The sequence below is a fragment of the Georgenia sp. Marseille-Q6866 genome (assembly GCF_965111665.1).
On the sequence record NZ_CBCOOR010000002.1, the window covers coordinates 12,013 to 26,197 of the forward strand.

General features: G+C 73.9%; 16 protein-coding genes. All 16 read left to right on the top strand.

What is annotated here, in order from left to right; translation table 11 throughout:
* Positions 1-122: 122 nt before the first annotated feature.
* The 16 genes from ACWPXV_RS01960 to nusB all read left to right on the top strand — a co-directional run bounded on the left by ACWPXV_RS01960 (position 123) and on the right by nusB (position 14,011).
* The gene (locus tag ACWPXV_RS01960) at positions 123-1,460 is read left to right on the top strand and encodes a replication-associated recombination protein A (protein WP_454083645.1); all 1,338 of its coding nucleotides are present in this window, start codon (positions 123-125) and stop codon (positions 1,458-1,460) included.
* Positions 1,461-1,841: 381 nt separating this feature from the next.
* A complete protein-coding gene (gene rpsD, locus ACWPXV_RS01965) occupies positions 1,842-2,474 on the top strand; it encodes a 30S ribosomal protein S4 (protein ID WP_152191075.1) in 633 nt (210 codons plus the stop codon).
* Between the two features lie 108 nt (positions 2,475-2,582).
* The gene (locus ACWPXV_RS01970) at positions 2,583-2,930 is read left to right on the top strand and encodes a DUF948 domain-containing protein (RefSeq protein WP_454083646.1); all 348 of its coding nucleotides are present in this window, start codon (positions 2,583-2,585) and stop codon (positions 2,928-2,930) included.
* Entirely contained in the window at positions 2,930-3,163 is a 234-nt protein-coding gene (locus tag ACWPXV_RS01975) for a hypothetical protein (protein WP_454083647.1), read from the top strand. The genes ACWPXV_RS01970 and ACWPXV_RS01975 overlap by 1 nt, the downstream gene beginning before the upstream one ends.
* Before the next feature lie 36 nt (positions 3,164-3,199).
* A complete protein-coding gene (alaS, locus tag ACWPXV_RS01980) occupies positions 3,200-5,896 on the top strand; it encodes an alanine--tRNA ligase (protein ID WP_454083648.1) in 2,697 nt (898 codons plus the stop codon).
* A complete protein-coding gene (ruvX, locus tag ACWPXV_RS01985; RefSeq protein WP_454083649.1) occupies positions 5,893-6,387 on the top strand; it encodes a Holliday junction resolvase RuvX in 495 nt (164 codons plus the stop codon). The genes alaS and ruvX overlap by 4 nt, the downstream gene beginning before the upstream one ends.
* Positions 6,384-7,553: an endolytic transglycosylase MltG gene (gene mltG, locus ACWPXV_RS01990; RefSeq protein WP_454083650.1), complete on the top strand. Its 1,170-nt coding sequence runs from the start codon at positions 6,384-6,386 to the stop codon at positions 7,551-7,553. The genes ruvX and mltG overlap by 4 nt, the downstream gene beginning before the upstream one ends.
* A gap of 2 nt (positions 7,554-7,555) precedes the next feature.
* Entirely contained in the window at positions 7,556-8,491 is a 936-nt protein-coding gene (locus ACWPXV_RS01995) for a shikimate dehydrogenase (protein WP_454083651.1), read from the top strand.
* Positions 8,481-9,068 carry a prepilin peptidase gene (locus tag ACWPXV_RS02000; protein ID WP_454083652.1) on the top strand — a complete coding sequence of 196 codons (588 nt, stop codon included), beginning with the start codon at positions 8,481-8,483 and terminating at the stop codon, positions 9,066-9,068. Before ACWPXV_RS01995 ends, ACWPXV_RS02000 begins: the two co-directional genes overlap by 11 nt.
* A gap of 58 nt (positions 9,069-9,126) precedes the next feature.
* Positions 9,127-10,338, top strand: a complete 1,212-nt coding sequence (gene aroC / locus ACWPXV_RS02005) for a chorismate synthase (protein WP_454083653.1) — start codon at positions 9,127-9,129, stop codon at positions 10,336-10,338.
* A complete protein-coding gene (locus tag ACWPXV_RS02010; protein WP_454083654.1) occupies positions 10,335-10,880 on the top strand; it encodes a shikimate kinase in 546 nt (181 codons plus the stop codon). The genes aroC and ACWPXV_RS02010 overlap by 4 nt, the downstream gene beginning before the upstream one ends.
* Positions 10,877-11,956 (top strand): 3-dehydroquinate synthase, encoded by a 1,080-nt coding sequence (aroB, locus tag ACWPXV_RS02015; RefSeq protein ID WP_454083655.1) that lies wholly within the window; start codon positions 10,877-10,879, stop codon positions 11,954-11,956. The genes ACWPXV_RS02010 and aroB overlap by 4 nt, the downstream gene beginning before the upstream one ends.
* Positions 11,957-12,003: 47 nt before the next feature.
* Positions 12,004-12,621 carry a hypothetical protein gene (locus ACWPXV_RS02020; protein WP_454083656.1) on the top strand — a complete coding sequence of 206 codons (618 nt, stop codon included), beginning with the start codon at positions 12,004-12,006 and terminating at the stop codon, positions 12,619-12,621.
* Entirely contained in the window at positions 12,618-12,989 is a 372-nt protein-coding gene (locus tag ACWPXV_RS02025; RefSeq protein ID WP_454083657.1) for a hypothetical protein, read from the top strand. Before ACWPXV_RS02020 ends, ACWPXV_RS02025 begins: the two co-directional genes overlap by 4 nt.
* Positions 12,990-13,017: 28 nt before the next feature.
* Entirely contained in the window at positions 13,018-13,581 is a 564-nt protein-coding gene (gene efp / locus ACWPXV_RS02030) for an elongation factor P (protein WP_454083658.1), read from the top strand.
* Between the two features lies 1 nt (position 13,582).
* Complete coding sequence (gene nusB / locus ACWPXV_RS02035; RefSeq protein ID WP_251303245.1) at positions 13,583-14,011, top strand: transcription antitermination factor NusB; 429 nt, start codon at positions 13,583-13,585, stop codon at positions 14,009-14,011.
* The last annotated feature ends 174 nt before the right edge of the window (positions 14,012-14,185 follow it).

The window sequence follows — 14,185 nt, forward strand, 5'->3', positions numbered from 1 at the left end:
CGGCGGTCCGTCCGCCGTCCCTCCCCTCGCCGACAGCTGACTTGTTACCGACAGCCGACTGACCGCCGACAGCCGAGCTGTCGCCGTCGTCCCCTCCTGACGACGCGACGTAGGCTCCGACCGTGGATCTCTTCGACTCCGTGGGCGCCGACGACGCCGGCACCCCCGCCGCCCGTCCGGACGCGCCGCTCGCCGTGCGAATGCGTCCCGCCTCCCTGTCCGAGGTCGTCGGCCAGGAGCACCTCCTCAAGCCCGGGGCGCCACTGCGGCGGCTTGTGGAGCCCGGCGGCAGCTCGCGCGCGTCCTCGGTCATCCTCTGGGGACCGCCCGGCACCGGGAAGACGACGCTGGCCTACCTCGTCGCCCACGCCTCCGGCCGCCGCTTCATCGAGCTGTCCGCCGTGACCGCCGGCGTCAAGGACGTCCGTCAGGTCGTCGAGGACGCCCGTCGGCGGCTCGTGAGCACCGGCGGGGAGACCGTCCTGTTCATCGACGAGGTCCACCGCTTCTCCAAGACCCAGCAGGACGCGCTCCTGCCGTCGGTCGAGAACGGCTGGGTCACCCTGGTCGCGGCGACAACGGAGAACCCGAGCTTCTCCGTCATCTCCCCGCTCCTGTCCCGGTCACTGCTCCTCACCCTCCAGCCGCTGGAGGAGCAGGACATTCGCGCGCTCGTCGCGCGGGCGCTGGAGGACGAGCGTGGCCTGGCGGGCCGCTACGAGCTCGCCGACGATGCGCTCAACCACCTCGTCCGCCTCGCCGGCGCCGATGCCCGCAAGGCGCTCACCATCCTCGAGGCCGCAGCCGGCGCCGCTGACGACGCCGACACGATCGACCTGCCGACCATGGAGCGGGCCATCGACGTCGCGGCAGTGCGCTACGACCGCGACGGCGACCAGCACTACGACGTCACCAGCGCCTTCATCAAGTCGATGCGGGGCTCCGACGTCGATGCCGCGCTCCACTACCTCGCCCGGATGATCGTCGCGGGGGAGGACCCGCGCTTCATCGCCCGCCGCATCGTCATCGCGGCCGCTGAGGAGGTCGGCATGGCCGACCCGACGGCGCTCCACACCGCCGTCGCCGCCGCGGACGCCGTCGCCTTCATCGGGATGCCCGAGGGTGCGCTCGTCCTGGCCCAAGCGGTGGTCCACATCGCGACGGCGCCCAAGTCCAACGCGTCCTACCGCGCGATCGGTGAGGCGATGGCCGACGTCCGCGCCGGCAAGGCCGGGCCTGTGCCGGCGCACCTGCGTGACTCGCACTACGCGGGGGCGAAGAAGCTCGGCCACGGCACCGAGTACGTCTACGCCCACGACGTCCCCCACGCCATCGCCTCCCAGCAGTACCTGCCGGACGAGCTCGTCGGGCGCCGCTACTACGAGCCCCGCCCGCGTGGCCTGGAGCGGGACATCGCCACCCGCCTCGAGCGCATCCGCGACATCCTCGGCAACGGCTGACCGACCCCGACGGCGGTACCCCAGCCGACCCGCCCCGTTCCTGCGCGCCGCCAGCTGACGTGTTCCTCCGTAACAACTCAGCTCTCGACGAGGGGGGTGGTGCGGATCTCGACGCGGGAGGACGTGCGGACCCCGACGGCGGTACCCCGCCCCGTTCCGTCGCGCCGACAGCTGACTTGTTCCTCCGTCACAACTCAGCTCTCGACGCGAGGGGGGTGAGAGGCGGAGGTCACAGGAGGGGTCGGCTGGGCGTGGAGAGGCGCTGGTAGTCTTGTCCGGTTGCCTTCGGGCAGCCACCTGGGGTCCCAGCCTTCAATGGTCGGCCCCGCGCGAGGGGAGTCCTCCCGCTCGCGTGACGTCACAACGACAGGAAGTACACGCATGAGCAAGAACAACCAGGCACGGTCGCGCCGCCAGGTGCGCCTGTCCCGCGCCCTCGGCATCGCGCTGACCCCCAAGGCGGTCAAGCACTTCGAGAAGCGCCCCTACCCCCCCGGTGAGCACGGCCGCGCCCGTCGTCGGACCGAGTCCGACTACGCCGTCCGTCTCAAGGAGAAGCAGCGTCTGCGCGCGCAGTACGGCCTGCGCGAGGCCCAGATGACGCGCGTCTTCGAGGAGGCCCGCAAGGAGTCCGGCCTGACCGGTGAGTCGCTGGTCGAGCTGCTCGAGATGCGTCTGGACGCCCTCGTGCTCCGCGCCGGCTTCGCCCGCACGATCGCCCAGGCCCGCCAGGCCGTCGTGCACCGCCACATCCTCGTGGACGGCAAGCTCGTCGACCGCCCCTCCTTCCGCGTGAAGCCGGGCCAGGTCATCCAGGTCAAGCCGAAGAGCCAGACCATGACGCCCTTCCAGATCGCCGCCGCCGGTGCGCACCGCGACGTCCTGCCGGACGTCCCGGGCTACCTCGACGTCGCGCTGGAGAAGCTCCGGGTGCAGCTCGTCCGTCGCCCCAAGCGCGACGAGGTCCCCGTGACCTGCGACGTGCAGCTGGTCGTCGAGTACTACTCGCGCTGACCCACACCGCTCGACACTGCGCCCCGGGCGCCGGCCACGCCGGTACCCGGGGCGCGGACATTTCCGGGTAGCCTTCCCGCAGCACCCGCCAGACCAAGGAGCCTGCAGATGAACATCGGCGACATCGCCGGGATCGTGGCAGCCATCGCGTTCCTCGCGCTCGTGGCTTTCCTCGCCGTCCCCCTCCTCAAGGTCGGCAAGGTGCTCGACGCCGCGACCGACTCGGTCCGCGAGATCACCGCCCACACCCTGCCCGTCGTCGACGAGGCCGCCGCCACCATCGCGGCGAGCAACGCCCAGCTGGCCAAGGTCGACGCCGTCACCACGGCCGCGACCGAGGTCTCCCAGAACGTCTCGGCCCTCACGACGCTCGTCTCCGCCACCGTCGGCGGCCCGCTCATCAAGGTGGCCGCCTTCTCGTACGCCGTGCGGCGGGCCTTCCGGCGGGGCGCCTGATGCGTCGCACCGCCGTCGTCGGCCTCACGGTCCTCGCCGTCGTCGCGCTCTCCACCCCGGCCGTGCGCCGCGGTCTGGGCGCCCGGCTCGAGTCCGTCGCCGACGGCGTCCGGGCACGCGTGGCCGGCTTCCGCACCGACTACGCCGACCGTGAGGCCGAGCTGCGCGAGCGCCTGCTGCCCGACGACGCCGTCGTCGAGGCCGCGGCCCGCGCCCGCGACGACCGCCCCTGACACTCCGTCCCTCCCGACCCTTCCCCCGAGGTCCCATTGCGCACCGCCGAGATCCGCTCCCGCTGGCTCGAGTACTTCGCCAAGCACGACCACCACATCGCGCCGAGCGTGCCGCTCGTGTCGCCGGACCCGTCGATCCTCTTCACGATCGCCGGCATGGTGCCCTTCATCCCCTACATCGTCGGGACGCAGGAGGCGCCGTGGCCGCGTGTCGCCTCGGTCCAGAAGTGCCTGCGCACCAACGACATCGAGAACGTCGGGCGCACGACGCGCCACGGCACGTTCTTCCAGATGAACGGCAACTTCTCCTTCGGTGACTACTTCAAGGAGGGGGCGATCGGTTTCGCCTGGGACCTCCTCACCTCCTCCCAGGCCGACGGCGGCTACGGGCTGGACGGCGACCGCCTCTGGGTGACCACGTGGGACCAGGACACCGAGGCCCACGCCGCGCTCCAGCAGATCGGCGTGGACGAGCGGCACATCGTGCGCCTGCCCCGCGAGGAGAACTTCTGGGACACCGGCCAGCCCGGCCCGGCCGGCCCCTGCGCGGAGTTCCACTACGACCGCGGCCCGGAGTTCGGCCCCGAGGCCGAGGGCGGCACGGTCGACCCCGGCGGTGACCGCTACCTCGAGATCTGGAACCTCGTCTTCGACCAGTTCCTCCGCGGCGAGGGCACCGGCAAGAACTACCCGCTGATCCGCGAGCTCGAGCAGAAGAGCATCGACACCGGTGCCGGCCTCGAGCGCATCGCCTACCTGCTCCAGGGCAAGGCGAACATGTACGAGACCGACGAGGTCTTCCCGCTCATCGCCACGACCCAGGAGCTCACCGGCCGCCGCTACGGCGCCGACGACGAGGACGACGTGCGGATGCGCATCGTCGCCGACCACGTCCGCTCGGCCCTCATGCTCATCGGCGACGGCGTGCGTCCGGGCAACGACGGCCGCGGCTACGTGCTGCGCCGCCTCATCCGCCGCGCGGTGCGCTCCGTGCGGCTCCTCGGCGTCGACGAGCCGGTCCTGCCCGAGCTGCTGCCCGTCGTCAAGGACGCGATGGCACCGTCCTACCCCGAGCTCGAGCGCGACTTCGCGAGCATCAGCGACGTCGCCTACGGCGAGGAGGAGGCCTTCCGCCGCACCCTCGTCTCGGGCACGACGATCCTCGACACCGCGGTGAGCCGCGCCAAGGCCGCCGCCGGTGGCGCCGGCCGCCCGCAGCTGCCCGGCACCGACGCCTTCGCGCTCCACGACACCTACGGCTTCCCCATCGACCTCACCCTCGAGATGGCCGCCGAGCAGGGTGTCACCGTCGACGAGCAGGGCTTCCGGGACCTCATGGCCGAGCAGCGCGAGCGCGCCCGCGCGGACGCGCTGGCCAAGAAGTCCGGCCACGTGGACCCGGCCCACTACCGCGAGCTCCAGGACCGCCTGGGCGGCAGCACGCTCTTCCTCGGCTACACCGACACGACCGCGGAGGCCCGGCTCGTCGGCCTCCTCGTCGACGGCCACCCCGTGCCCACCGCGACGGCGCCCGCCGACGTCGAGGTCGTCCTCGACCGCACGCCCTTCTACGCCGAGGCCGGCGGCCAGCTCGCCGACCAGGGCACCATCCGCCTCCAGGGCGGCGGGATCGTCACGGTCGACGACGTCCAGGCGCCGGTCAAGGGCCTCGTCGTCCACCGCGGCCGCCTCACCGAGGGCACCGTCACGCTGGACGAGACGGGTGTCGCGAGCATCGACACCGCGCGCCGCACCGCGATCGCCCGTGCCCACTCGGCCACCCACATGGTCCACAAGGCGCTCCACGAGTCGCTCGGCGAGCAGGCCACCCAGGCCGGCTCGGAGAACGCCCCCTCGCGCCTGCGCCTCGACTTCCGGCACGGCGCCCAGGTGCCCGCCACCGTCATCGGCGAGATCGAGGAGCGCGTCAACAGCCAGCTCGCCGAGGACCTCGAGGTCACCGACGAGGTCATGGACATCGAGGACGCCAAGGCGTCCGGCGCGATGGCCCTCTTCGGGGAGAAGTACGGCTCGCGCGTGCGCGTCGTGTCCATCGGCGGGGACTGGTCCAAGGAGCTGTGCGCGGGCACCCACGTGCCGCGCACCGGCAACATCGGCCGCGTGACGCTGCTCGGGGAGTCCTCCATCGGCTCCGGTGTCCGCCGCGTCGACGCCCTCGTCGGGGCAGGCGCCTACGGCTACCAGGCCCGCGAGCACGCGCTCGTCGGCCAGGTCACCAGCCTGCTCGGCGGCCGCCCCGAGGAGCTGCCCGAGCGCGTGTCCTCCCTCATGAGCCGCCTCAAGGCCGCCGAGAAGGAGCTCGCCGCCGTCCGGCGCCAGCAGCTCCTCGCCGGCGCCGGCACGCTGGCCGACTCCGCGCAGGACGTCGACGGCACGCTCGTCGTCGTCCACGACGCGGGTGAGGTCGCCGGGGGAGACGACCTGCGCACCCTGGTCCTCGACGTCCGGGGACGGCTCGGGGACGCCCGTCCCGCCGTCGTCGCCGTCGCGGGCACGAGCAACGGCCGCCCGGCCGTCGTCATCGCCACGAACGCCGCGGCACGCGAGGCGGGCCTGCGGGCCGGCCAGCTCGTGCGCGGCGCCGCCGGCCGCCTCGGCGGTGGCGGCGGAGGCAAGGACGACGTCGCGCAGGGCGGCGGCACCGACCCGGCAGCCGTCCCGTCCGCTCTCGACGGCGTGCTGGACGACGTGCGGGGCGTGGTCGCTCGATGACCGATCAGGCCTCGGCCTTCGTCCGCGGCGTCCGCGTGGGCGTCGACGTCGGTGCGGTGCGGGTCGGACTGGCCCGCAGCGACGCCGACGGGCTGCTCGCCACCCCGGTCGAGACCGTGACCGGTGAGCGCCCCGCCCAGCTGCGGCGCGTCGCCGACATCGTCCGTGACCTGGGGGCCACGGGCGTCGTCGTCGGCCTACCCCGGCAGCTGTCCGGCGCCGAAGGGCATGCTGCCGCGCTGGCGCGGGAGTACGCTGAGGAGCTGGCGCGAGCGTGCGACCCCGTGCCCGTCAGGCTCGTCGACGAGCGGCTGACGACCGTCAGTGCCCACCAGGCGCTGCACCGGTCGGGCCGACCGGGGCGACGCCACCGGGCGGTGGTCGACCAGGTCGCCGCCGTCATGATCCTCCAGGCAGCCCTGGACCAGGAGCGCCGGACAGGTCAGCCGGCGGGGGAGCTCGTCGACCACGGAATGGAGGCAGAGGCGTGAGCGACCTCTTCGACCAGGCCCTGCTGGCCGATGAGCCCGAGCCCCGCTCGTCCGTCGAGCGGCGTTCCGCCCGACGCGACCGCGCCGAGCGCAAGCGTCGCCGTCGTCGGCGTACCGCCGTCGCCGTCGTGCTCAGCCTGCTCCTCGTCGGCGCTCTCGGGTTCGGCGCGTTCCTCGCCGTCCGCACGCTCCTCGACCGCCCGGACACCCCCACCGCGGAGGACTTCCCCGGCCCGGGCTCGGGCAGCGTGCCCGTCGTCATCGAGGAGGGCGCCACCGGCGCCGCGATGGGCAGCACGCTCGTCGAGGCCGGCGTCGTCGCCTCCGAGCAGGCCTTCGTCCAGGCCTTCAGCGCCAACCCGGACGCCGCGCAGATCCAGCCCGGCACCTACGAGCTCATGGAGCAGATGCGGGCCGAGGACGCCGTCAACGCCCTGCTCAACCCCGCGAACAAGTCCGAGCTGCGCATCACCGTGCCCGAGGGCTGGCGCGCCGAGCAGATCTACGAACGTATCGCCAGCGTCGCCCAGATCCCGCTCGAGGAGGTCGAGGCCGCCGCCGCGGACCGCGAGGCCATCGGCCTGCCCGAGCAGGCCGCGGAGAACCCCGAGGGCTGGTTCGCCGCCGCGACCTACACCCTGGAGCCGGACGCTGACGCGACCGCCATCCTCGCCGCGATGGTCGCCCAGACGACGAGCACCTTCGAGTCCCTCGACGTGCCCGCCGACGAGCAGCACGACGTCCTCACCCGCGCCTCGATCATCGAGCACGAGGTGAACCGTGAGGAGGACCGGGGGAAGGTCGCGCGGGTCCTGGAGAACCGTCTGCAGAACTGCAGCGACGACGGCCTCATCGGCATGGACTCGACGATCAACTACGGACTGGGACGCTCCGGCGGTGTGCCCGAGCGCTCCGAGCTGGACAACGCGGAGAACCCGTACAACACCCGGATCCACCCCGGCCTGCCGCCCACGCCGATCGGCGCCCCTGGCGTCGCGGCCATCGAGGCCGTCCTCGACCCGCCCGAGGGGGACTGGTGCTACTTCGTCACCGTCAACCTCGACACCGGCGAGACGCGCTTCACCGGGGACTACTCCGAGCACCTGCAGAACCAGGAGCTCTTCCGCGAGTGGCTGGCGACCAACCCCACCGACGACGAGGGCTGAGCGTGAGCGGCGGTGAGCCGGGCGGCCCCGTGCTGCCCACCTACGACGTGCACCCGGCCGGCGCGCTGCCGGGCGGGGCGCGGCGGGCCGCCGTCCTCGGCAAGCCCGTCGGCCACTCCCTCTCACCCGTCCTCCACGGCGCCGCCTACGCGGCCCTGGGGCTCGAGTGGGTCTACGGGCTCGCGGAGGTCGACGCCGACGAGCTGGGCGCCGTCGTCGCCTCCCTCGACGGCGAGTGGGCGGGCCTGTCGCTCACCATGCCCCTCAAGCACGTCGCCCTCGAGGTGGCCGACGTCGTCGACCCGCTCGCCGAGGTCGTCGGCGCGGTCAACACCCTCATCGTCCAGCCCGGCCCCGGGCGCGGGCTCGTCGTCGGCGCCAACACCGACGTCCACGGCGTCGTCGCCGCCCTGCGCGAGGCGTCCGGCCGGGAGGGCTGGCGCCCGAGCGGCGCCGTCGTGCTCGGGGGAGGGGCCACCGCCGCGTCGACCCTCGCCGCCCTCGCCGAGCTCGGCATCACCGATTCCCTCGTCCTCGTCCGCAACCCGGCCCGGGCCGGTGCGCTGCAGCGCGCGGCCCACCGGATGGGCGTCCACGTCACGCTGCGCCGCTGGTCCACGGTGGAGCAGGCCGCCGACGCCGTGACCTCCGCCGACGTCACCGTCTCCACCCTGCCCGCGGGCGCGGGGGACGAGCTCGGGGACCACCTCGCCACCGTGGGCGGCACGAGCGGGCGCGTCCTCCTCGACGTCGCCTACGACCCCTGGCCCAGCCGTCTGGCCGCCGGCTTCACCGCCGGGGGCGGCACCGTCGCGCCGGGCTGGGCGATGCTCCTCCACCAGGCCGCCGAGCAGGTGCGCCTCATGACCGGACGCCCGGCCCCGCTCGAGGCGATGCGGACGGCGCTCACCCACGCCCTCGCCCGCCGTGGCGGCTGAGCCGGCCGCCACCGCACGCTGGTGGCAGGCCCCGGGCGTCCTGGCCGGGGCCTGTGCCGTCGCCGTCGCGCTCACGCTGCTCCTCCACGGGTGGCGCGCCGACCTGCCGGCCGCGCTCCTCCTCGCCGTCGCCGGCGTGCTCCTCGCCGCCGAGGACCTCGCCAGCCACCGCCTGCCGAACGCGGTCCTCGCGCCGACCGCCGTCGCACTCACGCTGCTGCTCCTCGTCGCCGCGCTCGTCACCGGGGCATGGGACGCGCTGCTGCACGCGGTCCTCGCGGCCGCGGCCAGCGGCCTGGGCTACCTCCTGCTGGCGCTGCTGCGCCCGGCGGGCCTGGGGATGGGCGACGTCAAGCTCGGGGCGCTGCTCGGGGCCTGGCTCGGGTGGCTGGGCTGGGGCGCCGTCGTGCTCGGGGTGCTCGCCGGCTTCGTCCTCGGCGGGCTGGCGGGGCTCGTCCTCATCGTCGCCGGGCGCGCCACGCGCACGACGGCGATCGCCTTCGGTCCGTGGATGCTCCTCGGGGCCGCCGTGGCCGGTGCCGTCACCGTGCGCCTGGGGCCCGTGCTCGGGCTGTGAGCGCGCCGCCTGACGGACGCCAGCCGGGCGTGTCGGCGGGGCGTGGCAGGATGCCAGCATGCGTTGGTTGACAGCAGGGGAGTCCCACGGCGAGGCCCTCGTCGGTGTGGTCGAGGGCGTGCCGGCGGGCGTGGCGATCACCACCGAGGAGCTGCGCGCGGTGCTCGCCCGGCGCCGGCTCGGCTACGGCCGCGGCGCCCGGATGAAGTTCGAGCAGGACGAGGTCCGGGTCCTGGGCGGGGTCCGGCACGGCCGCACGATGGGCGGGCCCGTCGCCATCGAGATCGGCAACTCCGAGTGGCCCAAGTGGCAGACCGTGATGTCGGCCGACCCCGTCGACCCCAGCCTCCTCGAGGTGGACGCCGGCACCGGTGACCAGCGCGAGATCGCCCGCAACCGGCCCCTCACCCGTCCCAGGCCCGGCCACGCGGACCTCGTCGGCATGACGAAGTACGCCCTGGACGACGCCCGTCCGGTCCTCGAGCGCGCCAGCGCCCGCGAGACCGCCACGCGCGTGGCCCTCGGTGCCCTCGCCGCCGCCGTGCTCGAGCAGGTCGCCGGCGTGCGGCTCGTCTCCCACGTCGTCGCCGTCGGTCCCGTCGACGTCCCCGACGACGCCCCCGTTCCCGGTCCCGACGACGTCGCCGCCCTCGACGCCGACCCGATCCGCTGCTTCCACCCCGCCACCTCGGCCGCGATGGTCGAGGAGATCGACGCGTGCCGCAAGGACGGCGACACCCTCGGCGGGGTCGTCGAGGTGCTCGCCTACGGCTTGCCGCCCGGCCTGGGCTCCTTCGTCCACGGCGACCGCAAGCTCGACTCACGTCTCGCGGGGGCCGTCATGGGCATCCAGGCGATCAAGGGCGTCGAGGTCGGTGACGGCTTCCGCACCGCCCGCCGCCGCGGCTCCGTCGCCCACGACGAGATCGTCCGCGAGGCCGACGGCGTGCACCGCACGACCAACCGCGCCGGCGGCGTCGAGGGCGGCATGAGCAACGGCGAGGTGCTGCGCGTGCGCGCCGCGCTCAAGCCCATCTCCACCGTGCCCCGCGCCCTGCGGACCATCGACGTGTCCACCGGTGAGGCCGCGACGGCCATCCACCAGCGCTCGGACGTCTGCGCGGTGGCCCCGGCCGCCGTCGTCGCCGAGGCGATGGTGGCCCTCGTCCTCGCCGAGGCGCTGCTGGAGAAGACCGGCGGCGACTCCGTCGCCGAGTGCGCCCGCAACCTCACCGCCTACCTCGAGTCGATCCCGGAGGGCATGCGATGAGCCGGCCCACCTCCCGCGCTCGCGTCGTCCTCGTGGGCCCGCCCGGAGCGGGCAAGTCCACGGTCGGCCAGGTCCTCGCGCGGCTGCTCGGCGTTCAGCTCCTCGACACCGACGACGCCGTCGAGCGCCGCGAGGGCCGCACCATCAGCGACATCTTCATCGACGACGGCGAGCCGCACTTCCGCGCGCTCGAGCACGCCGAGGTGCTGCGGGCGCTGGCCGAGCACGACGGCGTCGTGGCGCTGGGCGGGGGAGCGGTCGAGCACCCCGACACCCGCGCCGCCCTGCTCTCCGTGCCCGTCGTCTACCTCGCGGTCTCCATGGCCAAGGCGCTGCCGCGCGTCGGCCTGTCCGGCGCGCGGCCGCTGCTCGTCGAGAGCCCCCGCGCCCGGTGGAAGGCCCTCATGGACTCCCGCCGCTCGCTGTACCAGGAGGTCGCCGGCCTCGTCGTCGACACCGACACCGAGCCCGTCGAGCGGCTCGCCACCCTCGTCGCCGAGGCGCTCGAGCGCGGCGACCTGCGCCCGCGGAGCGAGGCGTGACCGAGGCGCGCGTTCCCGTCCGGGCCGAGCACGACTACGAGGTCGTCATCGGCCGCGGCCTGGACCGCGAGGTGGCCGCCGCCGTGGGCGACGAGCCGCGGCGCGTGCTCCTCGTCCACCAGGCCCCGCTCGCCGAGCGGGCGGGGCGCCTTGTCGCCGCCCTCGAGTCCGCGGGGCACGAGGTGCACCCCGCCCTCGTGCCGGACGGTGAGCAGGCCAAGACGGCCGCCGTCCTCACCGAGGTGTGGTCACGTCTGGGCCGGGCCGCCTTCACCCGTCAGGACCTCGTCGTGGGGCTGGGCGGGGGAGCGGCCACGGACCTCGCCGGCTTCGTCGCGGCCTCCTGGCTGCGCGGGGTCGCCGTCATCCACGTGCCCACCACGCTCCTCGGCATGGTCGACGCCGCCGTCGGGGGCAAGGCGGCGATCAACACCCCCGAGGGCAAGAACCTCGTCGGTGCCTTCCACTCCCCGCGCGCCGTCGTCTGCGACCTCGACACCCTGGCCACCCTCCCGCCCGAGGACCACGCCGCCGGGCTGGCGGAGGTCGTCAAGGCCGGCTTCATCGCCGACCCCCGCATCCTCGAGCTCGTCGAGGCGGACGCGGGCGCCGCCGCACGTGACGCGGGCTCCGACGTGCTGGCCGAGCTCGTGCGCCGCGCGGTCCAGGTCAAGGCGGAGGTCGTCTCGGAGGACCTCCGCGAGGCCGGGCGCCGTGAGTTCCTCAACTACGGGCACACCCTGGCCCACGCCATCGAGCTGAGCGAGGACTTCCGCTGGCGCCACGGGGACGCCGTGGCCGTCGGCATGGTCTTCGCCGCCGAGCTCGGCCGGGCCGCCGGACGGCTGCCCGACGCCGACGTCGCCCGGCACCGGGACGTGCTGCGCTCCCTCGGCCTGCCGACGACCTACCGCCAGGACCGCTGGCCCGAGCTCCTCGAGGCCATGGGCCGCGACAAGAAGACCCGTGGTGCCACCCTCCGCTTCGTCGTCCTCGACGGCATCGGCCGCCCCGGCCGCCTCGAGGGACCGGACCCCGCCCTGCTCGAGGGCGCCTACGCCGCCCTGGCGTCGTGAAAGGCTAAGCCCTTGATCTGGTCGCATCAAGCGTCTAGCCTTGAGTCATGTTCGTCATGACCGCCGACCAGAAGGCCAGCCGCAGCCGCGGGGACGCCGTGCCCGGCCTCCTCGACGCCGTCGCCGAGTGGCGTGGCCGGCAGCCGGCCGACCCCTTCGTCCTGCCGGTCGAGCGGACCGTGGGCGACGAGGTGCAGGGGGTGCTCGCCGACCCGCACGCCGTCGTCGGCCTCGTCCTGCTGCTCCAGCGGCTCGGCGGGTGGAGCGTGGGGGTCGGGGCCGGCCCGGTCGTCGAGCCGCTCGCCGAGTCCGCTCCCGCCAGCGCGGGGAAAGCCTTCATCCTCGCCCGCTCCGCCGTCGAGCGGGCCAGGGGCCGCTCCGCGAGCGTGCCGCTCGCCGTCGACGGCGTGGCCACCGGCGCCGCGGAGGAGGCCGAGGCGCTGCTCCAGCTGCTCGCCGCCGTCGTGCGCCGCCGCAGCGAGGCCGGCTGGGAGGTCGTCGACCTCCTCGCCGAGGGCGGCACCCAGCGGGCGGCCGCCGAGCGGCTCGGGATCAGCGCCCAGGCGGTGAGCCAGCGCCTGGACGCCGCCCTGTGGCAGGAGGAGGTGCGGCTGCACCCGCTCGCCGCCCGGCTGCTGACCGCTGCCGAGGGGGTGGCCGCATGAGCTGGGCCGGTGCCGGGATCGTCGTCGCGGCTCTCGTCGTCTCCGTCCTCCTCGGGCGGCTCGTGACGGGTCTGGTGCTGCGCCGCGTGCAGTCCACCCCGCCCGCGAACGGGGTGCTGCGGGGCGGCACCTGGATCGGGATGCTCGAGCGGGCGGCCATCACCGGCGCCGTCCTCGCCGGCTTCCCCGAGGGCGTCGCCGTCGTCCTCGCGGTCAAGGGCCTGGGCCGCTACCCGGAGCTGCGCGAGAGCCACCCCGACAAGGTGAGCCCCGCCGCCGAGCGCTTCATCATCGGCACGCTCATCTCCTACACCTGGGCCGGCGCGTGCGCCGTGCTGGGTCTGTGGGCGCTCGACGCGCTAGGCTGACTGCCGCTCTCTCGAAAGGACAACCTCAGTGGCCACCACGAACGACCTCAAGAACGGCATGGTGCTCGTCATCGACGGGAACCTCTGGTCCGTCGTCGAGTTCCAGCACGTCAAGCCCGGCAAGGGCCCCGCCTTCGTGCGCACCAAGATCAAGAACGTGCTCTCCGGCAAGACCCTCGACAAGACCTTCAACGCCGGCGTCAAGGTCGAGACGGCCACGGTGGACCGCCGCGACATGCAGTACCTGTACCAGGACGGCGAGGACTACGTGTTCATGGACACGTCAACCTACGACCAGATCCTCGTCGGCGCCGACATCGTCGGCGACGCCGCGAACTTCCTCCTCGAGGGGCAGATGGCGACCGTCGCCACCCACGAGGGCCGGGTCCTGTACATCGACCTGCCCGCGTCCGTGGTCCTCCAGATCACCTACACCGAGCCCGGCCTCCAGGGCGACCGCTCCTCCGCCGGCACCAAGCCCGCCACCGTCGAGACCGGCTACGAGATCCAGGTGCCGCTGTTCCTCGAGCAGGGGACCAAGGTCAAGGTCGACACGCGGACCGGGGACTACCTCGGCCGCGTGAACGACTGACATGGCAGCACGCACCAAGGCACGCACGCGCGCCGTCGACGTCCTCTACGAGGCGGACCAGCGCGCGCTGGCCGGCTGGGACATCGAGCTGCGCGAGCTGCTCGCCCAGCGCCTGCAGCACACGGCGGCGCAGACCGCGCTGCCGCAGTACTCGGTGGAGATCGTCGAGGGTGTGGCGGACCACGCCACCGAGATCGACGAGCTCATCACCACCTACGCCCAGGAGTGGACGCTCCCGCGGATGCCCGCCGTCGACCGGGCCATCCTGCGCCTGGGCGTGTGGGAGCTGATGTTCAACGACGACGTGCCGGGTGCTGTCGCCGTCGACGAGGCCGTGGCCCTGGCCACCAAGCTGTCGACGGACGACTCCCCACGATTCGTCAACGGCCTCCTCGGCCGCATCCTCCAGCTGGAGGCCGGCGGCCGCTGAACCGCCCCACCGACGAGCCGGGTCCCCACAGGGGGCCCGGCTCTCGTCGTCCCGCGACGTCCCATGCCGCCGAGTCCTGTCGACCGAGGGGCTTCCCGCCGGCGCGCGAGGAGTCCAGAATGCAAGACATCTGGCGTGTTGAGGCTCGATGGTATTCACCAGGGGGTCACCGGG

Coding starts and splice junctions, on each gene's coding strand:
- ACWPXV_RS01970 (WP_454083646.1), top strand. CDS start 2,583: ATGAACATCGGCGACATCGCCGGGATCGTGGCAGCCATCGCGTTCCTC.
- ACWPXV_RS02020 (WP_454083656.1), top strand. CDS start 12,004: ATGTTCGTCATGACCGCCGACCAGAAGGCCAGCCGCAGCCGCGGGGAC.
- ACWPXV_RS02010 (WP_454083654.1), top strand. CDS start 10,335: ATGAGCCGGCCCACCTCCCGCGCTCGCGTCGTCCTCGTGGGCCCGCCC.
- ruvX (WP_454083649.1), top strand. CDS start 5,893: ATGACCGATCAGGCCTCGGCCTTCGTCCGCGGCGTCCGCGTGGGCGTC.
- nusB (WP_251303245.1), top strand. CDS start 13,583: ATGGCAGCACGCACCAAGGCACGCACGCGCGCCGTCGACGTCCTCTAC.
- aroC (WP_454083653.1), top strand. CDS start 9,127: ATGCGTTGGTTGACAGCAGGGGAGTCCCACGGCGAGGCCCTCGTCGGT.
- ACWPXV_RS02025 (WP_454083657.1), top strand. CDS start 12,618: ATGAGCTGGGCCGGTGCCGGGATCGTCGTCGCGGCTCTCGTCGTCTCC.
- ACWPXV_RS01975 (WP_454083647.1), top strand. CDS start 2,930: ATGCGTCGCACCGCCGTCGTCGGCCTCACGGTCCTCGCCGTCGTCGCG.
- rpsD (WP_152191075.1), top strand. CDS start 1,842: ATGAGCAAGAACAACCAGGCACGGTCGCGCCGCCAGGTGCGCCTGTCC.